Annotated in this window: 28 protein-coding genes; 22 read left to right on the top strand and 6 right to left on the bottom strand. The window is 44.4% G+C overall.

Annotation, left to right across the window (positions count from 1 at the left end):
• Window positions 1–5 precede the first annotated feature (5 nt).
• Window positions 6–365: a MerR family transcriptional regulator gene (locus AA84_RS16815; protein ID WP_160168680.1), complete on the bottom strand. Its 360-nt coding sequence runs from the start codon at window positions 363–365 to the stop codon at window positions 6–8.
• 197 nt (window positions 366–562) lie between these two features.
• On the opposite strand from AA84_RS16815, the gene AA84_RS0101450 reads away from it, so the two are divergent.
• Window positions 563–1,009, top strand: a complete 447-nt coding sequence (locus AA84_RS0101450) for a hypothetical protein (RefSeq protein ID WP_028975721.1) — start codon at window positions 563–565, stop codon at window positions 1,007–1,009.
• A 48-nt stretch (window positions 1,010–1,057) separates the two neighbouring features.
• Entirely contained in the window at window positions 1,058–1,468 is a 411-nt protein-coding gene (locus AA84_RS0101445) for a GNAT family N-acetyltransferase (protein ID WP_028975720.1), read from the top strand.
• Between the two features lie 223 nt (window positions 1,469–1,691).
• On the opposite strand, the gene AA84_RS0101440 is transcribed toward AA84_RS0101445, so the two are convergent.
• Complete coding sequence (locus AA84_RS0101440; protein WP_028975719.1) at window positions 1,692–3,035, bottom strand: glycoside-pentoside-hexuronide (GPH):cation symporter; 1,344 nt, start codon at window positions 3,033–3,035, stop codon at window positions 1,692–1,694.
• Between the two features lie 294 nt (window positions 3,036–3,329).
• Between AA84_RS0101440 and AA84_RS0101435 the strand changes: the two genes are divergently transcribed.
• Together AA84_RS0101435 and AA84_RS0101430 are read left to right on the top strand one after the other, a co-directional pair.
• Complete coding sequence (locus AA84_RS0101435; protein WP_028975718.1) at window positions 3,330–4,370, top strand: LacI family DNA-binding transcriptional regulator; 1,041 nt, start codon at window positions 3,330–3,332, stop codon at window positions 4,368–4,370.
• Window positions 4,371–4,484: 114 nt separating this feature from the next.
• A complete protein-coding gene (locus AA84_RS0101430; protein WP_028975717.1) occupies window positions 4,485–6,170 on the top strand; it encodes a glycoside hydrolase family 13 protein in 1,686 nt (561 codons plus the stop codon).
• A gap of 92 nt (window positions 6,171–6,262) precedes the next feature.
• Here the strand turns inward: AA84_RS0101430 and AA84_RS0101425 are convergent, their stop codons facing one another.
• Window positions 6,263–6,964, bottom strand: coding sequence for an alpha/beta hydrolase (locus AA84_RS0101425; protein WP_028975716.1), 702 nt, complete (start codon window positions 6,962–6,964; stop codon window positions 6,263–6,265).
• A gap of 131 nt (window positions 6,965–7,095) precedes the next feature.
• On the opposite strand from AA84_RS0101425, the gene AA84_RS0101420 reads away from it, so the two are divergent.
• A complete protein-coding gene (locus AA84_RS0101420; protein ID WP_028975715.1) occupies window positions 7,096–7,872 on the top strand; it encodes an alpha/beta fold hydrolase in 777 nt (258 codons plus the stop codon).
• 99 nt (window positions 7,873–7,971) lie between these two features.
• Here AA84_RS0101420 and splB read toward each other — a convergent pair whose 3' ends face one another.
• On the bottom strand, window positions 7,972–9,000 hold the full coding sequence (gene splB, locus AA84_RS0101410) for a spore photoproduct lyase (protein ID WP_028975714.1): 1,029 nt from the start codon (window positions 8,998–9,000) through the stop codon (window positions 7,972–7,974).
• Window positions 9,001–9,017: 17 nt separating this feature from the next.
• The gene (locus tag AA84_RS0101405; protein ID WP_028975713.1) at window positions 9,018–9,251 is read right to left on the bottom strand and encodes a transcriptional regulator SplA domain-containing protein; all 234 of its coding nucleotides are present in this window, start codon (window positions 9,249–9,251) and stop codon (window positions 9,018–9,020) included.
• Between the two features lie 482 nt (window positions 9,252–9,733).
• Between AA84_RS0101405 and AA84_RS0101400 the strand changes: the two genes are divergently transcribed.
• The 17 genes from AA84_RS0101400 (at window position 9,734) to AA84_RS0101305 (ending at window position 24,703) form a co-directional block, all read left to right on the top strand.
• Window positions 9,734–10,027, top strand: coding sequence for a WXG100 family type VII secretion target (locus AA84_RS0101400; protein WP_028975712.1), 294 nt, complete (start codon window positions 9,734–9,736; stop codon window positions 10,025–10,027).
• Between the two features lie 272 nt (window positions 10,028–10,299).
• Window positions 10,300–10,728, top strand: a complete 429-nt coding sequence (locus AA84_RS0101395) for a DUF5082 family protein (protein WP_028975711.1) — start codon at window positions 10,300–10,302, stop codon at window positions 10,726–10,728.
• On the top strand, window positions 10,728–10,982 hold the full coding sequence (locus tag AA84_RS16810; protein ID WP_037562649.1) for a DUF5344 family protein: 255 nt from the start codon (window positions 10,728–10,730) through the stop codon (window positions 10,980–10,982). The genes AA84_RS0101395 and AA84_RS16810 overlap by 1 nt, the downstream gene beginning before the upstream one ends.
• A complete protein-coding gene (locus AA84_RS18195) occupies window positions 10,979–13,117 on the top strand; it encodes a ribonuclease YeeF family protein (RefSeq protein WP_051577729.1) in 2,139 nt (712 codons plus the stop codon). Before AA84_RS16810 ends, AA84_RS18195 begins: the two co-directional genes overlap by 4 nt.
• 24 nt (window positions 13,118–13,141) lie before the next feature.
• The gene (locus AA84_RS16800) at window positions 13,142–13,561 is read left to right on the top strand and encodes a hypothetical protein (RefSeq protein WP_037562638.1); all 420 of its coding nucleotides are present in this window, start codon (window positions 13,142–13,144) and stop codon (window positions 13,559–13,561) included.
• A 270-nt stretch (window positions 13,562–13,831) separates the two neighbouring features.
• On the top strand, window positions 13,832–14,056 hold the full coding sequence (locus tag AA84_RS0101375; protein WP_028975710.1) for a hypothetical protein: 225 nt from the start codon (window positions 13,832–13,834) through the stop codon (window positions 14,054–14,056).
• Window positions 14,057–14,086: 30 nt separating this feature from the next.
• Complete coding sequence (locus tag AA84_RS0101370) at window positions 14,087–14,896, top strand: TNT domain-containing protein (RefSeq protein ID WP_201770034.1); 810 nt, start codon at window positions 14,087–14,089, stop codon at window positions 14,894–14,896.
• The gene (locus tag AA84_RS0101365; RefSeq protein WP_028975708.1) at window positions 14,896–15,228 is read left to right on the top strand and encodes an Imm59 family immunity protein; all 333 of its coding nucleotides are present in this window, start codon (window positions 14,896–14,898) and stop codon (window positions 15,226–15,228) included. Before AA84_RS0101370 ends, AA84_RS0101365 begins: the two co-directional genes overlap by 1 nt.
• A gap of 75 nt (window positions 15,229–15,303) precedes the next feature.
• Entirely contained in the window at window positions 15,304–16,128 is an 825-nt protein-coding gene (locus tag AA84_RS19530; RefSeq protein WP_328286219.1) for a pre-toxin TG domain-containing protein, read from the top strand.
• 353 nt (window positions 16,129–16,481) lie between these two features.
• Window positions 16,482–16,916 carry an SMI1/KNR4 family protein gene (locus tag AA84_RS0101355; RefSeq protein ID WP_028975706.1) on the top strand — a complete coding sequence of 145 codons (435 nt, stop codon included), beginning with the start codon at window positions 16,482–16,484 and terminating at the stop codon, window positions 16,914–16,916.
• Window positions 16,917–17,113: 197 nt separating this feature from the next.
• Entirely contained in the window at window positions 17,114–17,953 is an 840-nt protein-coding gene (locus AA84_RS0101350; protein WP_028975705.1) for a pre-toxin TG domain-containing protein, read from the top strand.
• A gap of 156 nt (window positions 17,954–18,109) precedes the next feature.
• A complete protein-coding gene (locus AA84_RS0101340; RefSeq protein ID WP_028975704.1) occupies window positions 18,110–18,586 on the top strand; it encodes a hypothetical protein in 477 nt (158 codons plus the stop codon).
• A 236-nt stretch (window positions 18,587–18,822) separates the two neighbouring features.
• Entirely contained in the window at window positions 18,823–19,602 is a 780-nt protein-coding gene (gene murI / locus AA84_RS0101330; protein ID WP_028975703.1) for a glutamate racemase, read from the top strand.
• 548 nt (window positions 19,603–20,150) lie between these two features.
• The gene (locus AA84_RS0101320) at window positions 20,151–21,089 is read left to right on the top strand and encodes an ABC transporter permease (protein WP_028975702.1); all 939 of its coding nucleotides are present in this window, start codon (window positions 20,151–20,153) and stop codon (window positions 21,087–21,089) included.
• Between the two features lie 14 nt (window positions 21,090–21,103).
• Entirely contained in the window at window positions 21,104–22,042 is a 939-nt protein-coding gene (locus tag AA84_RS0101315) for an ABC transporter permease (RefSeq protein ID WP_028975701.1), read from the top strand.
• Between the two features lie 18 nt (window positions 22,043–22,060).
• The gene (locus AA84_RS0101310) at window positions 22,061–23,056 is read left to right on the top strand and encodes an ABC transporter ATP-binding protein (RefSeq protein ID WP_028975700.1); all 996 of its coding nucleotides are present in this window, start codon (window positions 22,061–22,063) and stop codon (window positions 23,054–23,056) included.
• A gap of 54 nt (window positions 23,057–23,110) precedes the next feature.
• A complete protein-coding gene (locus tag AA84_RS0101305) occupies window positions 23,111–24,703 on the top strand; it encodes a peptide ABC transporter substrate-binding protein (RefSeq protein WP_037562652.1) in 1,593 nt (530 codons plus the stop codon).
• A gap of 128 nt (window positions 24,704–24,831) precedes the next feature.
• Here AA84_RS0101305 and AA84_RS19295 read toward each other — a convergent pair.
• Window positions 24,832–25,015 (bottom strand): hypothetical protein (locus AA84_RS19295; protein WP_037562635.1); only part of this gene is annotated, 184 nt, incomplete at its 5' end.

Here is a 25,015-nt window from a genome sequence, read left to right as displayed (position 1 = left end):
TACCATTATACAAGACTTGGGGAGGTACTTCCTTTTTTGCATTTGAAAACCCTTGGAGCACAAGGGCTAAGAAATATGAAATTCATTCGAATAGATTCTTTTTGTATTTTTAAAAGACGTTGCGTGGATTGATTGCATGCAGCAGATACGGGTTGAGGATAGAAGTTCATAAATTCTTTAATCGTTGCCAGAGAAAATCCGGCTGATTTCATCACCGCGATATACTTGATCTGCAATAACAGTTTTTCATCAAAAAGACGATAGTGGTTTGCTCCGCGTTTTGGTTGGATCAAACCGATTTTTTCATAGAAACGCAATGTTGTATCCGCAAGCCGGAGCGTTTTTGCAGCTTGCTTCGTTTTCATAACGACCATCCGTCATCACCTCGATAACACTGTAACGTTGGAGTGGTGTATAAGGTCAAGTGAAGGCAGTGTGCCGTGTCAAAGCGTTGCTCATTTACAAAAGTAAAAGAGATTCCAAATGAATATGGTAGAATGAAGGAAAATGGTGTGATGGGGAAATTTAGGGCATAAATTAAATGTAAAAGAGATGGCTTGCAATGAGTAAGAGAAAAAAATTTCTCGTTCCTTGTATCCTTTGTGCACTGGCAGCGATTCTTATGGTTAAGCTCTTTACGTCGATCGATACATTAACCCAGGCGCATGAACAAATTAAGATCAACGGTCATCTGCGCGCATTTAAATTATCGAAGGCCAAAATTGATTATCATGTAGTGATCCGGAAGAGTGCGAGGTCCTACGATTACATTTCGTTTGCCGGAGCGGTTCCTTCTTCAGTAAAAGCAAGACTTGGGCAACTAAAAACCGTCCCCGACAGACTCAGCTTGAATCTATATACCCCAAAAAATCTTATCTATACAGGAACGAAGTCAACGCGCATCACGCTATACGTGAGAAACCAATCAGATTTGAAAACTATTTTTTTAAATGGCAAACGCATTTCATCCCGCACGAAGTCTATTGACATGCCGGGGGCCGGGGGATGAAGGAATCGATTTACTATGTGTTCAGAACACGAACAATGGAGGGCCGAGATGAAAAAATTTTCGACTGAATGTCCGTCTGCAAGCGACTTCTATCACTTATATCAAACAACCGGTTGGAATGCAGATCAGACGTATGGTAAGGAACAGCTCGATCAAGCAATACGTAACAGCTGGTATACGTTGAGTGTCTATGAAGACGAGCAGCTCATCGGATTCGGACGGATCATATCCGATGGGGTGTATCAAGCGTTTCTTTGTGATCTGATCGTTTTGCCGGAACAAAGAAATAATGGAATTGGCAGTGAACTTGTTGAGCGGCTCCTTGCCCACTGTAAGGTTCATGGGCTGCGCTGGATTCAATTATCTTGTGCGAAGGGCAAACAGGCCTTCTACGAACGGTTTGGATTCAGAGCACGTCCGCATGATGCGCCGGGCATGCAACGGTTTCTGGATCAATAAAAGGAAAACTAGAAACGCAGACGCACGATAAAAGATTTGAGAAGCATGGAATCAACGTCATGGCGATGAAGCTGCAAAAAAATGGTCATGCAAAGTGTTGTTTGAATGAAAATTTCTGCCCCTGCGTTTAGCTTAGCTTATCAACAGAAAAACTGTCCAAATCCGATAAATATCAATGGGTTTGGACAGTTTATGGCTGCAAAACATTCGCCTGTTTCTAACGTCAAGCATCAACGGTATGGTGCTGTTTGTTGAGCTCGCGAATGATCTGAGTCTCGTGTTTGTCAACGTGGTGAAAACACAGGGCAAGGGCAGCAATGGCAAAGCCAATGGCCGGCAGCCAGACAAAGTTGAATTCGATTGCAGTCAGAGCCGCTGAAGATTGAACGGAACCAGGTGTATAGCCTGCATGGGACATGATCAATGCGGATACGGCACCACCGATGCCCATGCCGAATTTCGCTGCAAAGCTCGAAGCGGATGTAAGCAGTCCTTGCGCACGTACGCCGCTTTTCCATTCACCGTAATCAACAGTGTCGGCAAGCATCACCGACATCAGTCCAAAGATGAAGCCAAACCCTAATTGAACGACGATGGTTCCGCTAATAACGGCGGTAATGTTACTTGCATGAGCACCAATGCCGGTGATCATTTGGCCGAAAATTCCGAGTCCAAGTCCTAACGCCATTGTGTTGCGTTTCCCGCTATGTTTCGCTATCGTCGGGATAAAAAAGATCGAAATCATCGAAACAAAACTAAGCGACATCACAATTGGAACCAAGTCGGAACGGTTCAGATTATAATTAAAATAATAAACGGTGGTTTGTTGCCGAATCGTAAAAGCAAGGAAATAAATCAAGTTGATGATGATCATCACAAACCAGGGAATGTTGCCTTTTATCGCTTTAACCCCATCTTTAAAACGGACAATACCTTTGCTGGATTGCACCCGTTCTCTCGTGTTCTTAAACGTGATTAGGAACATGACCAGAGCGATACCAGCAAAAATCATCATCGTTAAGAAAAATCCTTTTTTGTCATTTCCACTTCCTAAAACGCTTACAATTGGAAGCGCAGCAACAGATACAACGAGACTGCCCACGTTACCGCAGATGGAGCGTACAGAGCCAAGCACGGTTCGTTCTTGGCTATTATTGGTCAGACTCGGCAAGATCGAGGTGATGGGAATATTGATCCCTGAATAGAGAATACCAACAAGGATATAAGTGACATAAGCATAGATGACTTTCCCTGCTGGACTTAAATCCGGGGTCGTGAATGTAAGAACAGCCAAAACGGAGAAAGGGACGGCCAGCCATAGAAAATAAGGGCGGCTTTTGCCCCATTTGGTATTGGTACGATCGATGAGAATACCGAAGAGCGGTCCATCGAAGGCATCAATCGCTCTGGCTACAAGAAATAATGTACCAACGGTCGCAACGCTTAATCCATAGACATCGGTGTAAAAGTACATTAAGTAAGTGGTAATCAAACCAAATACGAGATTACTCGCTGTATCACTTAAACCATAGCTTACGCGCTCTTTCCATGAAACAACATTGTTCATGATTCACCCTCCTAGGTTTTATGAATGATACGAAAAAGCAGCTAAAAAAATCTCAAATCAATAGTAAACGCTTACGTAAAACGTTTACATTGCTAATTTATTCTGATTCTTTAAAAATGTCAAGCTGAAAATCTGGAACTGTCTCTTCTTTTTAAAGCAAAAATTCATAAAAAAAGTCCGGTGGATAGCTCGAAAATTCACCAAAAGGATGCTTTGCGGTTCAAAATAACTTGACAAAATGAAAAAAAGTATGTATTTTTACCATTAAGTAAACGTTTACAAAAAGGTGATCCAATGAATGCGACGATTAAAGACGTTGCACGTGCAGCAAATGTTTCCATCGCGACCGTCTCACGCATCTTGAATAATCAACCCGGTTATAGTTTGAAAACAAAACAACGCGTGCTCAAAGCGATCAAGACCTTGAACTATCAGCCCAATGCTGTTGCGAGAGGCTTGATCAATAAAAAAACGAGAACGCTGGGGATTCTTGTTCCCAATGTATCGAGCATGTTTTCATCGCTGCTTCTAAAAGGTGTTGAGGATGCAGCCTATACGAGAGGGTATAGTGTGATCATGTGTCATACCGCAAACAGTGGTGTGCGAACGATGGATTACCTGCATGTTTTGAAAGAAAAACGGGTGGATGGGCTGCTTTTTACCAGTGAAGTACTTAAGGACGCTTATTATGATGAGATTCGCAGAATGGGTGTTCCGCTTGTGTTGCTGGCGACGCAGTCTTTGAACGATTCGATTCCCTACGTGAAAGTGGATGACCGGATGGCTGCCTATCATGCAGTCCGTTATCTTATCGCAAAAGGACACACGAAAATTGGCATGATCAGTGGGAATAAAGAAGATCGGATCGCCGGGCAGCCAAGAATCGACGGATTTATCCAAGCATTGAAGGATCACAACCTTTCCTTTAATCAGAAGCAGATTGTCTACGGGCCCAGTTTTTCTTTTGATGATGGAAAACGATTATTGCCGGATCTGCTCAGTAAAAACAGGGGATTAACCGCCATCTTTGCGGCCAGTGATTTTCTAGCCGTTGGGGCACTCTCAGCGGCTTATTCCTCTGGGCTGCGTGTTCCTGATGATCTATCAATTATCGGTTACGACAATCTGGAAATTGCAAAAATGTCGCTTCCACCATTAACGACCGTAGGACAGCCGCTTTTTCAAATCGGAAGTGTCGGCGGCATGATGCTGATCGACATTATTGAAGGCAAAGGAAATGTCGAAGGCCGGATTCTGCCGCATCAAATTATTGAGCGGCAAACGGTCAGCGAGCGATCAAAAGCGTTGACTGAGAAAAATTATGATAAGCAATGAGAATGAGCCCTGTTTTTTACAAAGGGGGGATGAAGAGCGTTTTGCTTCTCTCTTTTGGCGGATTAACGTAAACGTTTACGATGATCACTTTAACTTAGAGAAAGGGTGGTTTTTATGGAAAAGAACTGGTGGAAAGAAAGTGTTGTCTATCAAATCTACCCGCGCAGTTTCAAAGACAGCAATGGAGACGGTATCGGTGATCTGCCGGGAATCTTGTCTAAACTCGATTATCTGAAAGCATTAGGTATCGATGTCGTCTGGCTTTCGCCCGTCTATCAATCGCCAAATGATGATAATGGTTATGACATCAGCAATTACCGGGAAATTATGGATGATTTCGGTACTTTAGAAGACTGGGAAAAGCTGCTTCAGGGCATGCATGAACGCGGGATCCGCCTGGTTATGGATCTCGTTGTTAATCATACTTCCGACGAGCACGCGTACTTTGTTGAATCACGCAAATCAAAGGATAATCCTTATCGCGATTACTATATCTGGCGACCACCGTTAAATGGGAAGCAGCCAACGGATTGGACCTCCGCATTCAGCGGTTCGGCATGGGCCTATGATGAACGCACGGGTGAGTATTACCTTCATCTGTTCTCGAAAAAACAGCCCGATCTGAATTGGGAAAATCCGAAAGTCCGCAATTCCATATTTGAGATGATGAAGTTCTGGCTGGATAAGGGTGTTGACGGATTCCGAATGGATGTAATCAATATGATTTCAAAAACAGAGTTCCTCGCGCCTTACGATGAATTTGTTAACGGTACTGCAAAAAACAAGGCTTATCAGCCGAACGGTCCTCGCGTTCATGATTATCTGCAGGAAATGAACCGTACCGTCCTGTCTAAGTACGACATCATGACCGTTGGTGAATGCCCGGGTGTCACGCCGGAAATCGCGCAGCGCTATACCGATACCGACCGCAAAGAGCTCAACATGGTTTTTCAGTTTGAACATATGGGGCTTGATCATCAAGAAGGAAAAGAAAAATGGGATTTGAAGCCTCTTAATCTATTAGACTTAAAAGAAAACCTGAGCAAATGGCAGAAGGCCCTTCATGAAAAGGGTTGGAACAGTCTGTACTGGAACAATCATGATCAGCCGCGGGTTGTTTCTCGGTTCGGCAATGACGGAGAATATCGCGCGGAATCGGCTAAAATGCTGGGCACTTTACTGCACATGATGCAGGGGACACCCTATATTTATCAGGGCGAGGAAATTGGGATGACCAATGTCCGTTTTCCGGCCATTGATGATTATCGCGACATTGAAACATTAAACATGTATCAGGAACGTGTCCACGAACAAGGCGCCGATCCTGCAGACGTCATGCAGTCAATCTATGCCAAGAGCAGGGACAATGCACGGACACCGATGCAATGGGACGACTCGGAACAAGCCGGGTTTACCTCCGGAACGCCGTGGATTGCCGTTAATCCCAATTATCCATCGATCAATGTGAAGCAAGCGCTCGAAGACAAACAATCGATTTTCTATTATTATAAGAAATTGATTGCACTGCGCAAAAAGTATGAGATTGTCGTTTACGGTGACTACGCGTTGATCTTGCCGGAGCATCCGCATGTTTTTGCTTATCAACGTACCCTGAATGGTCAGACGCTGCTCGTCCTCTGCAATTTTTATGAGAATAAAGAAACGGTTACTCTACCTGAGTTTTCAAAGTACAGCACGGAGCAACTTCTAATCAGCAACTATCCCGACGCTGGAGCAAGCGGGCTCACCGAAACACTTGAGCTAAAGCCGTATGAAGCCAAGGTCTATCTGTGTTCTTAACGGCTGAAAAATAAATGAAATAAAGCCAACAAAAGGCAGAATGCTGAGAAACCAGCTTCTGCTTTTTGTGTAAACTGATTTCCTATGGATGATTAAGTTCGATGCTTGTTTAGAAACAGCGTCACAAATTGGATGACCTTGTCGCGCTCGTCGCCTTGGCAAATGTGATGCCGCGCATGGGGCAGATAGTGCAGTTCTTTTTCGTTCGAAGCAGCCGTGCGAAAAATCAGTTCAGCGCTTTTCGGATCGATGGTTTCATCCCGTTTCCCGTGAATGATGCAAATTGGGACATGAATGTTATGGAAAATCCGTTTTGCCTGCCCGACAACTTTGCGAAACTGAAAGACATTGGCAACCGGAATCTTTTGAGTGAATTGCGAATGGTTGAGCAGTTCCGGATCATCGTCTTCCGGTCTTCTTTTGTTCCGTTGATGAAATCTTTCCCATCTCATTTTGAAGACATGAGGGGTCAGCACATAAACAGCTGGAGAAAGCAAGACAAGAGAAGCGATCGGATACTTGGAAGCCATAATTGAGGCGATCATCGCCCCCATTGAAAAACCGATCAGATGAATCTCTTTCTTATCGTCTTTTGCGCGTGTAACCATTTTTTCAATCGCCTGCAGCCAGTCTCGCGCAGTGATCTTTTCCATATGCTTTTTGTCCCGATCATGACCGGGCAAAAGCGGGGTGATGACTTCAAATCCGGCGTGTTCGAGCGCATGCGCCAGCGGCTCCACTTCCCAAGGGTTTCCGGCGAATCCATGAATAATGATGCATAATGGTGGCTTCATTTAATCACTTCCTTACGCTCCTAGTCTGCCGTGTCCACGCGGTATCATTCCCGATTGTCAGAAAATATGAGGATAGAAACAGAAAGTATTGGGAAAAATAGGTGCAATTCATTTCTCTGAGGTGATCGACGATGCCCTATTTCCAAGCAGATGATTGTCAACTCTACTACAACGTTCAGGGCCAAGGGATCCCGATTCTTTTCGTTCACCCTCCTTTGCTGACCCATTTCAATTTTTTAAATCAAATGAAGGAACTATCAAAGGATTATCAAATCATTACTTTTGACATACGCGGTCATGGAAGAAGTTCAGCAACAGATGAGGTCTTGACTTACCCGCTCATCGCGGATGATATGCTGCATTTGCTTGACCATCTGAACATTCCTCAGGCCTATATCTGCGGTTATTCAACCGGCGGATCAATCGCGCTCGAGTTTTTCTTGAAGTATCAGAACCGGGCATTGGGCGGAATCCTGGTCAGCGGTCTGTCTGAAGTCAGCAACGCATCATTAAAAAGCAAACTGGTTCTGGCAGCGACACTCGCACGTTTCAAGGCGCTTTCCATTTTAGGCTTTTATATTGCCGGAACTAATATGGCGACACCTTCTTCGTTTTGGAAAATGCTGCGGGAAGAACGACAAGGATCGGGCAAGAATGTGGCCGAGTACTATCAATACAGTCTGTCCTACACCTGCACCCGTCAATTGAATCAGATTCAACTGCCCATAGTACTGGTTTTTGGGCGTCAAGATCGTGGATTTTTTCGTTACGCAAAAATACTGCATGAACACCTGCCGAATAACGAACTGAAATGGATTCAACACGTCAAACACCAAATTCCAACAAAGGCGGCGTCAGAATTAAACCGCTTTATTAAAGAGTTTGTAAAAAAGGAAGCAGCTAAGTGATGATGCGCTTTTCGATAGGACCTTTGATCAGGTCACCGATGGCCACTAAAAAACGCGCAAAGCACAAAAAACACAAGATTCTGAAGATCCTGCGCTTTTTTACGTAAAATATGCCACCTCAGCATCTGGAAAATAGTGATGGATGTAGCTTTCAATTGTTTCTTGCAGCAGTGCTTCATCTTCTTTTTGATAGATGTATTTTCCGATCCCGTAGCGTCCCCACTTATAGCGGCGTTCGTCTTTATTCATGACCAGTTTTGAATTCGGGTAATTCTTTTCAATCACGCGTTTGGCCGGACCGGTGAAGCGATGCTGGATGAGTTCGAATGTGATCGGAACGGCCGTTTTTTCTGGAAACTGGTCATGCAGTGTCTCAAAAAGCCGACGGTAGCCTTCCTGCCAGCCATCGTGAATGTAGATTGGTGCAATAATAAAGCCGAGCGGATAGCCGGCATCAGACACCTTTTTTGCCGCTTCGATCCGTTCAATTAGCCGGGATGTTCCTGCTTCGAAAAATTTAATCACGTACGTATCATTGAGGCTGAAACGAAATCGGGTTCGTCCGTTGTGTCGCGCGTCTAGTAAATGATCCACATGAGCGAACTTTGTCACAAAGCGCAGCTCGCCGAGATCGCGCGCGCCAAAAAATTCGATCGCCTTTTTCAGAGAATGGGTTAAGTGGTCAATGCCGACGATATCCGAGGTGCAGGCAGCTTCAAATCGAGTGATCTCAGGTGCCCGCTCGGCCATGTACTGATCGGCACGTTCGAGAATTTCATCGACGTTGACATAGGTTCTGATATACGGTTTCGAGCCCATAGTGGTTTGCAGATAGCAGTAATGACAGTGACCCATGCAGCCGGTTGCAAGTGGAATGGCATAGTCAGCTGAAGGTTTGGAACTTTGGAAGTCCAAGGTTTTTCTCACGCCAACGACTAATGTTGATTTGGCGTTGCGGTATTTTTGAAAGTCATTATTCCCTGGGAGATTGCGCACTTGATTATGCGAGGTCGTTTCACGAATCTCGATCCCCATGTTTTCAAATTTATCCTTTAGCGTTTGACCAAGTGGGTAGTCCAACGCACGAGGCTCAATGTAGACAAGCTGGGGAACAAAGGGCTTTACCATGAGTACTGCGTATCTCCTTAATCTTCATCATATATTTGCTTATATACGCGTTTCGCGTCGTCGATCGTTGGGAACACCGCGTCATCCTCAGCGAATTCATAATACATATCATTTAGGGATAGCACCTTGTCCTCTTTTTTATTCGGATTTTCAACTACTTCTGCTTCCTGAATCAATGTAGCGGTTGCTGTGTGCGGATTTCGGCAAATGACATAGACAAGATCGCCAACCCGTGTCTCCTCTTTTTTCAAATGGTTTAACCCCCGTTCAAATCGTATATCTATTAATTATGTCCAGAAAAAAACGGATTATGTTCTGGAATCAAGGCAGTGATTATTGAGACGCCTCAACGGCCGGAACCTCCATTTAGTATGCTTTTTTTCTTGATTAGTAAAAAAGGCATGGTGCTTCTTGTCGAAACATGTCTAATATGCTTTGTTTGATGAAAATTCCCCACTAATTCAGGAGTTTTGGCTGTGTTCAAGGAGCCGTCACATTTTGTACACTACCAGTAACTAAGAAAAAACATCTCCGGTGAGACCCATACACGAAACACCTCAAGATTTTCTTCATTTTTCTTTCAAGCATAACTATGGTTAAGCGTAAAACCGTCTCAGGGCGGATCCATGTAATTTAAGAACTGTGATTTTTGAAGACTCTTGCATAGCGCAAAGGTCGCTCCATTCTGTGAAGGTTCCAACACACATGCGTCAAAACAAGGAGGCTATTTATTATGGCAGGACAAATTCGATTAACTCCGGAAGAATTGCGCCGTTACGCGGCTAAATATGGTCAGGAATCATCGAACACAGGCGAACTGATCGGTCGTCTCGACGGGATGATCAATCAGCTGGCCCAAGTTTGGGAAGGTGCGTCCAGCCGCGCATTCAAGGACCAATATGAGCGGCTTCGTCCCTCATTCCAACAGATGCAGCAGCTCTTGGAAGACGTGAATCATCAACTTGCCAAGAGCGCGACGATCCTTGAAGACACCGACAACCAGATTGCCGGACAAATTAACGCATAACGCGTGGCAAATAAAAGGACCGGGCTCGAGGTGGAGTCCGGTTTTTTTACACAGGTAATAAAGTTTATCATTTTGCCTCGCTGGTACGACGATCAGGTAAGCGCAAATTCAAATCTGAGAAATAACCGGAGAAATTACCCTTATTTACCTGTGAAACAAGCGCCATGATGCATTTAAGCGGAAAATCTCCGTTTATTTTACGCGTTATTTAATAAAGGACCTAAATCCCCCTGTGAATCTAGGGTTCAAGGTCAAGAAAGGAGGTGCGTCCCATGGGCGCATCGGCAACATTGAAGGCGATTTTCCGCACGCTGGCTCATCAGTCGGCAGCGGTGGACGATCAAATTGATCGATTGAAGCGAGCAAATCGCAAGCTGGGTCAGGAACAGGCGGCAGGGATGCATGCACTGCGCATCCTGACCAAGCCGGAACTTGGCGCCGATTGGACAGGCTCGAGAGCACGCACATTCCAAAAGAAACGTGATGCCGCGCAGGATAAAATGCGCGCGAAACTTACAACGCGTGTGGACAGCTATCAGCAGCGCATCGAGGCGAAAATTCATGAGTTACAGCTGAAACGCGATTTTCTCGCTGGAACGCGTGCGATGGCCTACGAGGCAAACGACTTGCTTCATAAAGGTGAAAAGGCAGCAGACACTCTGGAACATAAGTTATCTAAAATTAAAGGGCGGTTGTTCTAATGGTCCAAATTGAACTGAATACGCATGTTACAGAAGGACGTATTGCGGCGGCAGAGCAGGCACGCCAAGGGGTGGTGCCGCTCCAATCCGTCTCCTGCGGACGAAATCATCTCGCCGCGACCTCTGCTTGGCAGGAGGGCGAGCAGATGATGGTGCAGCTTTTATCCGCCTACCTCGCTGGTGTACAAAAAAACATCTCCGATACGCAGGCGAACGTTGCACTTCTGCAACGACAGGATGAGGCGATCCAATGAGAGCAAGCCTAGGCGGGGGTTCCGGTTCAGCCACCGATACGCAAACGTATGAAGCTGAATCGTTGATCGCGGCCGCTAGAGCACATGCCAAACACTACCAAACGCTGCGCGGTCAACTCCAGACGCTGCGTCATGCGTTCCAGCAAATCTCAGGACTTGGCCCTGACTTTCAGGGGAAAGGCGCCGAGGCAATCAAACAGTTCTATACCGCGCAAGTAAATGTGGTTGACGCCTGGTTACGGCTGATTGACAAAAAAATTGCCTACTACCAAGGCGTTTCCGGCACGATTGAGGCGAAAAATTTGGGTGGCGACACGCAGATTCAAGTGCCCTTTCTGAATGAAGATTTATCCATGGGGTATGCGCACGCCAAGGAAATGGTTAGAGAACAGCGGGCGGACATTTCCAAAATCTTAAGCAGTATTTCCGACCTGGTACCGATCAACGTCTTCTCCAACCATGAGGTGGATCAGGCACTGGATTCGGCCGACAAAAAGCGCGCGCAAACGGTGCTTGACGTTCAGGATCTCGACCAGAACCTGACCAATGAATACCGACAAGTGAATGAAGACCTGCCCTACATCGCGTCGCTGTATGGCGAGCTGATCAATGCTACGCGGCAAGGCGCGGACGTTCAGCCGATGCACTTTAATGCGCAAGCCTACCACGACAGCAAAATCGTTCACGTTCAAGATGAAATGAAAAAGGAGACACAACACTATCTCCGGTACAAGCAGCAGCAGGAAAATGTTCGTGAGACGGAGAAGCAAAGAGAAGCGGAAGTCAACCGACCATGGTATCAAAAGGCGGGTTCCGCTGTTGCCACATTTGCCGGCGAGCTGTCCGGCTATTATGATTATCTTAGAGCGGTTGAAGGCGTTGATCCGGAGACCGGACGAAAGCTGAGCGCCGGCGAACGCGTAGCCGCCGGGGCCATGGCGGCCTCAACATTCATCCCAATCATCGGCTGGGGCGGACGGATTGCCAAAGGCGGCGCGGCCATCTACAAAACGGCGCGCGGCATGGAAGCCACTGGCCGCGCACTGAATGCCTACGACCAAGCAAACCGAACGCTCAAGGTCCTCAGCCAAAGTGAAAAAGGAATCAACGCCCTGCTCGCTGCAAACGGCATCACCCAAGCCGCCACCGGCAGAGACCTGTTTGGCGAACAGCTGACCAAGGAAGAGCAACAAAACAGCCTCCTTCAAGGCGTGTTCATGATGAATCTCTTCACCAGGAAACTCGTCATCTCACCTGTACAGAAAGCGATCGTGCATGAGCAAGGCCAGGCGTTTAAAGACCATGTGACAAAGATTGTGCACAATGCAAGTGAGGCTGTGGCGGCAAGTAAATGGAAACCGGCAATGGCCGGAGTATCCAATGATTTCGCCAAGATAAGTGATGGTGCGGAGAATATAGTGAAGACGCGTAGTATGGCGAAAAGTGAAATGGATGTTACCCAAGCAGACGAAGTGAGCAAAGATAAAATTGAAGGTTCAAGAAAAAATGAAGTTCATGGTATCGAACTAGATAGATCTAACCATGGAAGATATACAAACAGATTAGATTATTTGCATAATAAATTTGGAGCAATGTCTGCAAGTGAATTACACGCTGAAATTAATAGGCGTCAGTTAAGAAGAATGTTAGAAGATTATAGTCCATCTGATTATGCGAGAAACTGGCAGGGAAGTACTCCTTATTTTGGAATAGATGAGTATGTAGATAAATTTTATTCAAAGGGTACCGTACTATATGCAGGAGAACCATCTCCTTCAGGGTATTTTTCAGAAAATGAGGTTATCTTGAACTCCGGAAAGGATGCACAAAAACTCTTTGAGGGTCTACAAGTAAAACCCTTTTTTGCTGAAGGTATGGATAAAGCGATTTACAGAGAGAAAATGGGAGCATATCGATTAAATGCTGATTTAATAGGAGCAAATGGTTTCGCAAAAGCAAATCCACAGTTTGGAAAAGGTGGCTTAGAACAAATTTTTATGCCTGATTTTCAAGAGTTATTGCATAATAAATTTATAAGTAGAATTGATGGTGGAGAAATAGAGCTGAAAAATATAGAGGTATCATTAGATGAGTATGACGAAATGTTAGAGAAAGTAGAATTATTATCTAAATGAAATAGTTTAAGAGGTGTTTAAGTTATGAATAGCAACGGAGAAATAAGTGAGGGTTTGGGGCCAAATATTACAAAGGAAAAATTTTTAAGTCATTTTGGGACAAAGTTATATTGTAATAATTCTACTAAGAATATTTTTCGATTTAAGGAAACGATTAAAATTAATGATGCATCATTTTGGATAAATGTTATTTTTGATGACAATCGAATGAAAATAGTTGAATTAAGTGATGCTAATGAAACATTTCAAAACTCATATAATGATTGGTCGAATTATCGAAACAAGAAAAAAAGAGAAGCACACGATAGGTGGCTCTTACAACAATTAGGGAGACCGGTTGAAAAAAAAACAAATGCATTAACTTTTAATCGGAGTTGGGGAAGTGCTACTTCCTATACTGATATGAAAAATGGCGAAGTGAAAATTATGATATCTTATAAATAAATTAGCTTGCAAGTCTTCTAAAGAATCACAGGAACAAAAATGATGAATGCCAAAAGCTAGTAAAGGTGAACAATGTATGGAGTATCTAAATCTCATTTTAAGCAAATAGGCTATTCTTTACTCTGTAACCACGCCACGCTCCAAAGAATCAATAAGTAAAATTTGAAGAAGTAAGAGACTATGTTTACTTAATTCATATGGGACCAATTAAATAAAAGACAATAATAACAGCACCTTATCATAAATCATAAATGTGAGAGTGCTCTTTTTTTGCTTAAATGTAAGGTGAGCAAAAGCAGCGCAGCCATCTACAAAACGGCGCGCGGCATGGAAGCAGCCGGAAAAGCACTAAATGCCAACGAACAAGCAAACCGAACGCTCAAGGTCCTCAGCCAAAGTGAAAAAGGAATCAACGCCCTGTTCGCTGCAAACGGCATCACCCAAGCCGCCACCGGCAGAGATCTGTTCGGCAAGCAACTGACCAAGGAAGAGTAACAAAACAGCCTCCTTCAAGGCGTGTTCATGATGAACCTCTTCACCCGGAAACTCGTCATCTCACCTGCACAGAAAGCGATCGTGCATGAGCAAGGGCAAGCGTTTAAAGACCATGTGACTAAGATTGTGCACAATGCAAGTGAGGCTGTGGGGGCAAGTAAATGGAAACCGGCAATGGCCGGAGTATCCAATGATTTCGCCAAGATAAGTGATGGTGCGGAGAATATAGTGAAGACGCGTAGTATGGCGAAAGTTGATGAGGTTAGGAAATCCAGCGGGGCTAACAGTAGTTTTACACCTAAAAAAGTGGTTCTAAGTAATGGAGAGATAGCTTTTACTTCTAAAGAAGGTGTACTTGTGCGTTCGTCGAATTATTTGGATGAAGCAGGTAACATTAAATGGCCAGAAGCAGATGGTTTTGTTGTTGACAGTAATGGCAAAGCTATAACCTTTAACGCCAATCTAAAATCAGGTCAAATTATTGATAGATATGGTGATGTAACAGGGAGGTTTACTAGTCCTTTGGTTAACGGAGAACCAATACCCTATGATTCTAGAGCCCTTCCATATCCGGAAAGTACTATGGGTTATCATAGATATGAAGTTGTTAAAGACATAAATATTGAAAATATGACCAAAGGTTTTGAACGGTTATCACAATTGGAGAAAACTGAATTAAGTATTTTGATGGAAAGATATAATTTTTCATTAGCTGATATGGCAAATGCACAAAAAGGGACAATATCAGAAGTCTTCGGTTCTGGTGGGGGAATTCAAATTAAATTTGAGTCATCAGTTGATTGGTATGAAAAATTAGGACTGATAAAGGAGATAAAATAATGGATATGCTCAGTGATAAAAAAAAATTACTTAATAGAGAAATTCAGAAATTAGGTTATGATAGTCTACGTGTAGCTATTTTTAATCAAAAAGATAAGAATAGGATGGAGTGGCAAACAAGAATTGAGTATGATTTAGATACAGGAATATATCAAATTTATTCTTTGGGAGATAGAGCTAGTTTGATTGGAAAAATCACTAATTATACAGACTTTGACAGTGCAAAAAATATTTTTTTAAATAAATTAGAATTAACGGTCAAGTATAATAAGTTAAGGGTTAGCAGAGGGAAACAGCCAGAGTACTCTTCTCCACTATGGGACGGTGAATGACAGACAATTAAATTTTATTCTTGCTGCAAGAATAAAATTTTGATAGTCAATTAATAACTAAAACTTGAAACATCAATAACATCCTTCATTCCTCGTCAGATAACGAAAATCAATCGGCCATGGTATCAAAAGGCGGGTTCCGCTGTTGCCACATTTGCCGGCGAGCTGTCCGGCTACTATGATTATCTTAGAGCGGTTGAAGGCGTTGATCCGGAGACCGGACGAAAGCTGAGCGCCGGCGAACGCGTAGCCGCCGGGGCCATGGCGGTCTCAACATTCATTCCAATCATCGGCTGGGGCGGACGGATTGCCAAAGGCGGCGCGGCCATCTACAAAACGGCGCGCGGCATGGAAGCAGCCGGAAAAGCACTAAATGCCAACGAACAAGCAAACCGAACGCTCAAGGTCCTCAGCCAAAGTGAAAAAGGAATCAACGCCCTGCTCGCTGCAAACGGCATCACCCAAGCCGCGACTGGCAGAGACCTGTTTGGCAAACAGCTGACCAAGAAAGAGCAAAGAAGCAGCCTCTTTCAAGGCGTGTTCATGATGAACCTCTTCACCCGGAAACTCGTCATCTCACCTGCACAGAAAGCGATCGTGCATGAGCAAGGCCAGGCGTTTAAAGACCATGTGACAAAGATTGTGCACAATGCAAGTGAGGCTGTGGGGGCAAGTAAATGGAAACCGGCAATGGCCGGAGTATCCAATGATTTCGCCAAGATAAGTGATGGTGCGGAGAATATAGCGAAGACGCATCATATGGCGAAAGTTGATGGGTATGGGAATTTTAGTGAGGTTGAGAAAGCGAGTAGACTTGATGGAACTTTAATAAGAGATTATGTTAGGGATATAGAAATACAAACTGGTAGAAAGCTAAATAATTCTCAGGAGAAAAACTGAAAAATGCTCTTAGAAACAATAAGTACACCAAACTATCTACGCAAGAAACCAAAATACACAGACGAAAATTTAATAGAATAAAGGATTCGTTAATTAATGAATGGGAGGAGAATACCGATCAAAAATGGCCAACGTATGAGGAGGATGTTCTTTCTGAGAAAACCGGAAAGGTTCTCAGAAAGAAGGGAGATCCTTATGATGCTCACCATATAATTGAAAACTCATATGGCGGAGAACATGAATGGTGGAATATGCATCCTGCTAGGTTCCCAAATGAACACCAAACTGGAATACATGGTTCTGAATCACCAGCTAGTGAACTATTCAAATAAATTTTTAAGGGGGAAATTTTTATGAATTACGAATACTTAGTGACTAATAAAAATAATACCTTTTTTCCAGTATCACTAAACGAAATAGAAGGGGTTGAGAAGGAACTATCTTTGAAAATTCCTAAAGAGCTGAAAAATTTTTTCCTAAATGTTGGTTATGGATTTATTAATAAAAATAAATATAACATTAATCGTTTGATGGACCCGTATTCTATAAGAGATTTCAAATTAAAACAAAATGATTATGAATTTTTTCCTGATATTGAGGTTTATGATGATTTAGAAGATGAATTAATTTTTTTTGAAGCAAATGAAACTGCGATGATATCAATAAAATTATCCGATGCTGAACAAAGCCAGATTTATTATGATGATTCTAAAATTGCAGATTCGTTGGAAGAATTTTTGGGGAAAATATCAGAAAATGATATGTATTACATGAATCTAATAGGTTGATTGTCCAAATGGATATCATTTAAAATCATGAAATAGCGCTCTCTTAAGGTTTACAGATAAGCAGCTTGCATCTGTATCCTTAGAGAGTTTTTTATTTATTCACGCCGCCCATCAATTAAAAATCTGGCCTACATTGCATCACTGTATGGCGAGCTGATCAATGCCACTACAAGCAGCAGCAGGAAACGGTTCGTGAGATGGAGAAGCAAAGAGAAGCGAAAATCAATCGGCCATGGTATCAAAAGGCGGGTTCTGCTGTTGCCACATTTGCCGGCGAGCTGTCCGGCTATTATGATTATCTTAGAGCGGTTGAAGGCGTTGATCCCGAGACCGGACGAAAGCTGAGCGCCGCCGGAGCCATGGCAGCCTCAACGTTCATCCCGATCATCGGCTGGGGCGGACGGATTGCCAAAGGCGGCGCAGCCATCTACAAAACGGCGCGCGGCATGGAGGCAGCCGGCAAAGCACTAAATGCCTACGACCAAGCAAACCGAACGCTCAAGGTCCTCAGCCAAAGTGAAAAAGGAATCAACGCCCTGCTCGCTGCAAACGGCATCACCCAAGCCGCGACCGGCAGAGACCTGTTTGGCAAACAGCTGACCAAGGAAGAGCAACAAAACAGCCTCCTTCAAGGCGTGTTCATGATGAACCTCTTCACCCGGAAACTCGTCATCTCACCTGCACAGAAAGCGATCGTGCATGAGCAGGGTCAAGCGTTTAAAGACCATGTGACTAAGATTGTGCACAATGCAAGAGGGACTGTGCGGTCAAGTAAATGGAAACCGGCGATGACCGGAGTATCCAAGGGCTTCACGAAGATGGGTGATGATGTAGAGGATACAGCGAAAACGCATCGCATGGCGAAAGTTGATGGGTATGGGAATTTTAGTGAGATTGAGAAAGCGAGTAGACTTGATGGAACTTTAATAAGAGATTATGTTAGGGATATAGAAATACAAACTGGTAGAAAGTTAAATAATTCTCAGGTAGAAAAACTGAAAAATGCTCTTAGACCTGCATTTTTCGATTATAATTAACGAAGCAACACGTTGGGGTGATTGCGATCGTGGCATATGCGAAACAAGGGCAGTGCCATGATATGGTGATGCTTGAGCGTCCGCATCAATTGGGTAAGGAGATCGAAATTCTGATCAGCAAGACGAATTGAGTGATTGAAACGGGAGGAAGAAAAGATGCAGACCCCGCATAAGAGAAAGACATTGTTTTGTTATGTACTGATCGTTTTGCAACTGTTTCTCGGCATTGGTGCACTGTTTGGCGGCGGACTATTAATGATTGCTCCGGACGGCTCTCTGCTTGGCATGCCTTTATCGCTGCTCAAGTACAGTTCCTTTAACACTTATTTAATTCCTGGAGCGATATTATTTTTCGCGTTGGGCGTTTATCCCGTGCTTGTCGCTGTCTTTTTGATGACTGAAAAGCCCTTGCGTTTAGCAGAAACCGTGAATCTTTACAAGGAGACACACTGGACGTGGATGCACTCGCTTTATATCGGTTTCATCCTCATTATCTGGCTAACCATCGAGATCTATATTTTGCAAGGGATTGCGATCGTGCATCTCGTGTACATGTTTCTTGGACTCGCGATCCAGGCAGTTACGCTGCTGCCTTCGGTGAAAGCGCACTATACGGACACGGTGAGTGGGTAATGAGCAGGAGGCGTGGTTTGTGGATGCTCACTAAGCGAGGCTACCCCCTCAAACTTGTGACAAACCCGCGGGGAGTTGTAATGAATCAAACGCAGCAACGGGATGATGAGCGATTTGCTTTTTTTTTCACGTTAATGCGCACCTCGTCGAAAAGTGTACGCGGTTTTCTGTACAATAAAAAGGTGATACAATGAAGCAATGTTAGAGACAAAAATTATGAAGAAAAGTGATCGATAATGAACATAGCTGTATTTGATTCCGGCATTGGCGGCATGACCGTTTTGCAGCAAATTAGGAAACTAATGCCGAATGAAGATTTTCTCTACTATGCAGATACTGCGCATATTCCGTATGGAGAAAAGCCGAAAAATGAATTGAAAACGTATATTTTTGAAGCGGTTGATTTTCTCGTTGCCCGTGACATCAAAGCGCTGGTAGTTGCCTGTAATACGGCAACCAGTGCGGCGATTGAGGACTTGCGCAAGAACTATCCGATTCCAATAATCGGAATTGAACCGGCTGTCAAGCCCGCAGTGATTGAAAGCGAACCGGAGAAGAAAAAAGTTCTGGTAATGGCGACGAGGCTGACGCTAAAGGAAGAAAAATATCACCGCCTGGTTGAACGGATCGACACGCATGACATTGTCGACCCGCTTCCGATGCCGAAACTGGTTGAATTTGCGGAAGCGTTCGATTTTAACCCGGATGATATTGTTCCTTATTTACAGAAGCAGCTGCAACCGTTTGACCTGAATCAGTATGGCACGGTAGTGCTTGGCTGTACCCATTTCCCGATTTTTAAAGACATCATTGAGCAGCAGTTTCCTAAAGAAACCCATGTCATTGACGGCAGCCTAGGCACCGCACAGAATCTGAGACGAACGCTGGAAAAGCTTCATCAAATCGGCGGCGGCAGTGGTAAAATTACCTTCTTTAAATCTGGTGTGGCAGTCAAGGATGAAGAAACGTTAGCACTTTATGATCAGCTCTTGGAAAAGTTGAATGCAATCCTTTGATTGCAGGAACATAAGTAACCAAAAACAATCCGCTCTGACGACCTAGCGGATTGTTTTTTAGTCTTCAATCGTTAAGATAACTTTGTACTGATAAACCATGCATCATCAAGGGGTTATGACGTTTATTCAGAAAATTAATAATATTGTATAATTATTGACAAGTGAATTTTTTATGGCTATAATATTTTTATCCTTATATTCGTTCGTGATCTTGGATTCTTCCGTTAACCGGCGGAAAGCCCCTGGGGTCATCCGAATGGATAGAAGAACGATAGTAAAGCGCAGATTAACAAATCCTTATTGATCTGCAGGAATAGAGATCCGCGCATTGGGTTCTAATCGTCATCGATGATGATAGCCGTAAAATCGTTTAGATCATGATTTTTGGATAAATCAGCCGCTTTGTCTAAATGTCCTAGACAAAATCCAGCTCCTATGATTTTATAGAGCTGGATTTTATACATTTTTAATGCCTTTGAAAATTAATTTTCTGAAAAATAATTCAAGTCTAAAACAAATGCCAATTTTAAATAAGGGAAGGTTCCTCTATGCTGCGCTTTGTCTTAAATCGTTTTCTTGCAATGATCTTAACACTATGGGTAATTGCTACATTGACATTCTTGCTCATGCATGCGATTCCCGGATCACCCTTTAATAATTTGAACGGGAAAGTATTGAGTGATGCTGCAGTGAAAAACCTTGAGGCACATTACCATATTGATCAACCGCTGCCGATTCAGTACTTCATTTATCTTAAATCGATTGCAACGTTTACATATGGCCCGTCGATCAAGCAGCCTGCTCAAACGGTGAATGATCTGCTGGGCAGAGGTTTTCCGGTGTCGTTTGAACTGGGCATGTGGGCGCTTGTTGTGGCTGTTCTCACAGGTGTTTTGCTCGGAATATTTGCCGCATTAAAGCATAATGGCTTGATTGACTATCTGGCGATGACGCTGGCGGTTCTCGGCATTTCGATTCCAAACTTTGTCCTGGCAACACTGCTGATCCAGGAATTTGCCGTGAATCTTCATTTGCTTCCAGCCGGTACATGGCAAGGACTTTCGTACATGATTATGCCGATTATTGCGCTCGCAACCGGTCCAATGGCGATTATTGCGCGGCTGATCCGCTCCAGCATGCTGGAAGTTCTGACACAGGATTATATACGAACGGCTCAGGCTAAGGGGTTGCCCCCGTTTATCATTGTGATGAAGCATGCATTGAAAAATGCCCTTCTTCCTGTGGTTACCGTACTTGGAACCTTGGCGGCAAGTATTTTGACCGGAACGTTCGTTATTGAGAAAATTTTTGCAATCCCCGGGATGGGGAAATACTTTGTCGACAGCATTAATTCAAGGGATTATCCCGTCATTATGGGGACGACGATGTTCTACAGTGCATTGCTGATCTTGATGCTTTTTCTCGTCGATCTCGCTTACGGATGGCTTGATCCGCGAATCAAGCAAAGCAAGGAGGGGAGCAAATGACTCCTTCAAAGGGGATGCAAGAAAAAATAACGGCTCAGAATGTTCCGAATGCATGGTTTCACCTTCTTGATCGCAAAAAAACGGTACAACAATCGCTTGTCCGGCCGAGTGTTTCATATTGGAGCGATGCGTGGATTCAGCTTAAGAAAAATAAATTAGCGATGCTTGGTTTGGGTTTCCTGATTTTGCTGGGGATTGCCGCGCTCTTTGGACCGATTTTATCGCCGTACTCGGTGACTGCACAGCATTTAACTTTGCAGAACTTGGCGCCTTCGCCTAGTCATTGGTTCGGCACCGATGAACTCGGACGTGATGTGTTTACACGGACTTGGTACGGCGCACGCATCTCATTATTCGTCGGTGTGGTTGCTGCATTGGTTGATCTTCTCATTGGTGTTGCATATGGCGGAATCTCAGGTTATATCGGCGGGAAAACGGATCTTGTGATGATGCGAATCATTGAGATCCTTTACGGACTGCCTTATCTCTTGGTCGTCATTTTACTCATGGTTGTCATGGGCCCCAGCTTATTAACGATTATCGTCGCCTTGACGGTGACGGGATGGACGGGCATGGCGCGAATTGTCAGAGGGCAAGTGCTTCAACTGAAAAATTATGAGTTTGTTACGGCGTCCAAATCCTTCGGAAGTAAGCCCTGGCGTATTGTGCGAAAAAATTTAATACCCAATACAATGGGTCCGATTATTGTTCAAATGACATTAACCGTTCCATCCGCTATTTTTTCCGAAGCTTTTTTAAGTTTTCTTGGATTGGGCGTCCAGGCGCCTTTTGCAAGTTGGGGCGTCATGGCAAATGATGGTTTATCTGCGCTGCTTGCCGGATATTGGTGGCGTTTGTTTTTCCCGGCACTCTTTATTTCGTTAACTATGTTTGCGTTCAATATTCTTGGTGACGGCTTGCAAGACGCACTCGATCCGAAGTTAAGGAGATGATCCCCTGTGAAGAAACCATTGGGCAAGCTGCTTGAAGTGAAGAATCTGCATGTTTCTTTTCAGACGCATGGCGGAGAAGTCCATGCGGTTCGGGGTGTTGATTTTGACATTGAGCAAGGCGAAACGCTGGCGATTGTCGGCGAATCCGGATGCGGCAAGAGTGTCACGTCTCTGGCCGTGATGGGGCTGATTCCGAAACCACATGGGAAAATTGTCGCGGGATCGATTCAATTCAAGGGCACCGAGATCAGCACGCTTTCAGCAAAGAGGATGCGGCGCATTCAAGGCTCGGATCTATCGATGATTTTTCAAGATCCGATGACCGCGCTGAATCCGACCTTAACGATTGGCTCTCAGCTTACTGAAGGCATTATCTATCAAAAAAAATTATCCCGACAAGCGGCCCATCAGAAAGCGATTGAAATGCTTGAATTAGTTGGTTTATCCAATGCGGAGCAGCGCATGAAACAATACCCGCATCAATTCAGCGGTGGGATGCGGCAGCGAATTGTCATTGCCATGGCGTTAATTTGCAAGCCAAGCCTGATCATTGCCGATGAACCGACGACGGCACTTGATGTAACGATTCAAGCGCAAATCTTGGAGCTGTTCGATCAAATTCAGGAAGAGACAAACGTCTCCATGATCATGATCACGCATGATTTAGGTGTTGTTGCCAAAACCGCAGATCGCGTTGCGGTGATGTATGCCGGAAAAATTGTCGAGATGGGCGACAAACGCGATATTTTCTACCATGCCAAACATCCCTACACGCAGGCATTGCTGAATGCGATTGTCCGTCTCGATTTGCCCTCGGACACCTTAAAGCCGATTGAAGGGGCGCCGCCGGATTTATTTGCGCCGCCGCAGGGCTGTTCGTTTTGCGACCGCTGTCCGTTTGCAATGGAAGTTTGCCGTCATGTTCAACCGCCTACGACTGCAGTTGATGATCACCATACTGCGGATTGCTGGCTTTTAGATAAAAGAGCAGATGCTGCTTTGGCAAAAGGTTGAAATCTATTAATAACGGGAGGAATTCATTTGAAAAAGTTGTGTAAGAACGGTTTCATGCTGGGTATGGCTCTTTTACTCGTGTTCGTGCTTGGCGCGTGTACCGCAAAGCCGAATTCATCAAATGAAAAGTCAGATGGCAAACAGGTTTTGAAGTTGAACAATGGCGCAGAGCCAACATCATTTAATCCGCCGATCGGTTTTGATGCTCAATCTTGGAATGCGCTGAACAACTTGATGGAAGGGCTGACGCGTCTCGGTAAAGATCACGAACCACATCCGGCATCTGCTGAAAAGTGGGATGTTTCTTCGGATGGCAAGACCTATACCTTCCATATTCGCAAAGATGCGAAATGGGATAATGGTGACGACTTAACGGCCGGAGACTTTGAATATGCATGGAAACAACTCTTAAATCCGTCAACCGGCTCACCGGCTGCGTTTCTCGGTTACCTCATTGAAGGCGGCGAAGCCTATAATATGAAAAAAGGCTCTGCCGATGCTGTACAAGTGAAAGCCGTTGATGACAAAACCTTAAAGGTTACGCTGACCGCACCGCAGTCCTATTTTCTTAATATGATCTCGAACCCGGCGTTCTTTCCGGTGAATCAAAAAGTTGCGGAAAAGAATCCGAAGTGGTATGCCAATGCCAAGACATTCGTTGGAAATGGTCCCTTTAAGCTTGCTTCCTGGAAGCATGATTCAAACATGGTCTTTAAAAAGAGCACGACCTACTGGGATAAGAAAAGCGTGAAGCTTGACGAAGTCGATTGGGCAATGGTTAACGATACCAACACTGAGTACCAAATGTATAAAACGGGTGACCTCGACTCGGCGAGTGTTCCGCCGGATCTGGCCAATCAGCTGTTTAAAGAAGGCAAAGTTAAGGTTGACCCGCAAGCCGGCACCTATTTCTTTAGCATGAATGTGAAGATGAAGCCTTTTGATAATGCCAAAATCAGAAAAGCGTTTGCGCTTGCCGTGGATAACAAGCAAATTGTCGATTATGTCGTGAAGCAGAAAAATGATCCGGCGTACGGTTTTGTTTCTCCCGGATTTAAAGATCCGAGCGGGGAGGATTTCCGTAGTCACAATGGCAATCTTTATAAATATGACCCTTCAGAAGCGAAAAAACTGCTTGCAGAAGGGATGAAAGAAGAAGGCTACAAGACGCTGCCGCCAATTACGCTGACCTACAATACAACCGATATTAATAAAGCCATTGCAGAAGCAGTACAGGAAATGTACAAGAAGAATCTCGGCGTATCGGTGAAACTGGCCAACATGGAATGGAATGTTTACGGCGTGGATCAAAAGAAAGGCAAATTCCAATTCTCACGCGGTTCTTTCCTCGCGGATTACGGCGATCCGATCAACTTCCTTGAAAACTTCATCACCGGCATGCCGATGAACAGCATGCAGTGGAGCAACAAGGAATACGATCAGCTGATCAAACAGGCGAAGAATGAGAAAGACGATGCGAAACGTTATGCGCTGATGTATCAAGCAGAAAAGCTGCTCATCAAAGAAATGCCGCTGTTCCCGGTTTATTTCTACAATCAAAGTGAACTGCAAAACAGCAAGGTTAAAGGCATCGTTCGTCATCCGGTCGGTTATATGGAATTGAAATGGGCCACCAAGTCGAACTAACCGTTGCCCCTATGGCTCATGTTTCATCAAGCCGTTTTCCGCGCTTGTGGAAAACGGCTTTTCACAGGAAAAGAAAGTATAGAATTTGCCCTGTCTTCAAATCAATAGCTCAGTGTCTTGACCGAGAATCAAAGCGGAGGTGTGGTGCGCCCGCGGCAAGCGAGTAACCGAAGCGACGATTCAGCACCGAAAAGACACGAAACCATCACATGTGGCTGGAGATAAAGGACCAAGCACAGCTTGGTTTTTCTCACAGGTAAAGAAAGTTTATGATTTTGCTTTGGTGTAGAACGATAAGCGGCAATTTCATCA

Origin of the sequence: Sporolactobacillus terrae DSM 11697 (genome assembly GCF_000648615.1) — a bacterium.
Taxonomy (GTDB): domain Bacteria; phylum Bacillota; class Bacilli; order Bacillales; family Sporolactobacillaceae; genus Sporolactobacillus; species Sporolactobacillus terrae.
This window is presented reverse-complemented; position numbering and strand designations above follow the sequence as displayed.

What these genes read in the sequence shown, in the direction of transcription:
- splB (WP_028975714.1), bottom strand. Translation starts at nt 9,000, where the DNA reads ATGGTAAAGCCCTTTGTTCCCCAGCTTGTCTACATTGAGCCTCGTGCG.
- AA84_RS0101340 (WP_028975704.1), top strand. Translation starts at nt 18,110, where the DNA reads ATGCAGACCCCGCATAAGAGAAAGACATTGTTTTGTTATGTACTGATC.
- AA84_RS0101430 (WP_028975717.1), top strand. Translation starts at nt 4,485, where the DNA reads ATGGAAAAGAACTGGTGGAAAGAAAGTGTTGTCTATCAAATCTACCCG.
- AA84_RS18195 (WP_051577729.1), top strand. Translation starts at nt 10,979, where the DNA reads ATGAGAGCAAGCCTAGGCGGGGGTTCCGGTTCAGCCACCGATACGCAA.
- AA84_RS0101355 (WP_028975706.1), top strand. Translation starts at nt 16,482, where the DNA reads ATGAATTACGAATACTTAGTGACTAATAAAAATAATACCTTTTTTCCA.
- AA84_RS0101450 (WP_028975721.1), top strand. Translation starts at nt 563, where the DNA reads ATGAGTAAGAGAAAAAAATTTCTCGTTCCTTGTATCCTTTGTGCACTG.
- AA84_RS0101320 (WP_028975702.1), top strand. Translation starts at nt 20,151, where the DNA reads ATGCTGCGCTTTGTCTTAAATCGTTTTCTTGCAATGATCTTAACACTA.
- AA84_RS0101370 (WP_201770034.1), top strand. Translation starts at nt 14,087, where the DNA reads ATGAACCTCTTCACCCGGAAACTCGTCATCTCACCTGCACAGAAAGCG.
- AA84_RS0101425 (WP_028975716.1), bottom strand. Translation starts at nt 6,964, where the DNA reads ATGAAGCCACCATTATGCATCATTATTCATGGATTCGCCGGAAACCCT.
- AA84_RS0101420 (WP_028975715.1), top strand. Translation starts at nt 7,096, where the DNA reads ATGCCCTATTTCCAAGCAGATGATTGTCAACTCTACTACAACGTTCAG.
- AA84_RS0101350 (WP_028975705.1), top strand. Translation starts at nt 17,114, where the DNA reads ATGGAGAAGCAAAGAGAAGCGAAAATCAATCGGCCATGGTATCAAAAG.
- AA84_RS0101440 (WP_028975719.1), bottom strand. Translation starts at nt 3,035, where the DNA reads ATGAACAATGTTGTTTCATGGAAAGAGCGCGTAAGCTATGGTTTAAGT.
- AA84_RS16800 (WP_037562638.1), top strand. Translation starts at nt 13,142, where the DNA reads ATGAATAGCAACGGAGAAATAAGTGAGGGTTTGGGGCCAAATATTACA.
- AA84_RS0101315 (WP_028975701.1), top strand. Translation starts at nt 21,104, where the DNA reads ATGCAAGAAAAAATAACGGCTCAGAATGTTCCGAATGCATGGTTTCAC.
- AA84_RS16810 (WP_037562649.1), top strand. Translation starts at nt 10,728, where the DNA reads ATGGTCCAAATTGAACTGAATACGCATGTTACAGAAGGACGTATTGCG.
- AA84_RS0101395 (WP_028975711.1), top strand. Translation starts at nt 10,300, where the DNA reads ATGGGCGCATCGGCAACATTGAAGGCGATTTTCCGCACGCTGGCTCAT.
- AA84_RS0101400 (WP_028975712.1), top strand. Translation starts at nt 9,734, where the DNA reads ATGGCAGGACAAATTCGATTAACTCCGGAAGAATTGCGCCGTTACGCG.
- AA84_RS0101365 (WP_028975708.1), top strand. Translation starts at nt 14,896, where the DNA reads ATGGATATGCTCAGTGATAAAAAAAAATTACTTAATAGAGAAATTCAG.
- AA84_RS0101435 (WP_028975718.1), top strand. Translation starts at nt 3,330, where the DNA reads ATGAATGCGACGATTAAAGACGTTGCACGTGCAGCAAATGTTTCCATC.
- AA84_RS0101305 (WP_037562652.1), top strand. Translation starts at nt 23,111, where the DNA reads ATGCTGGGTATGGCTCTTTTACTCGTGTTCGTGCTTGGCGCGTGTACC.
- AA84_RS16815 (WP_160168680.1), bottom strand. Translation starts at nt 365, where the DNA reads ATGAAAACGAAGCAAGCTGCAAAAACGCTCCGGCTTGCGGATACAACA.
- murI (WP_028975703.1), top strand. Translation starts at nt 18,823, where the DNA reads ATGAACATAGCTGTATTTGATTCCGGCATTGGCGGCATGACCGTTTTG.
- AA84_RS0101445 (WP_028975720.1), top strand. Translation starts at nt 1,058, where the DNA reads ATGAAAAAATTTTCGACTGAATGTCCGTCTGCAAGCGACTTCTATCAC.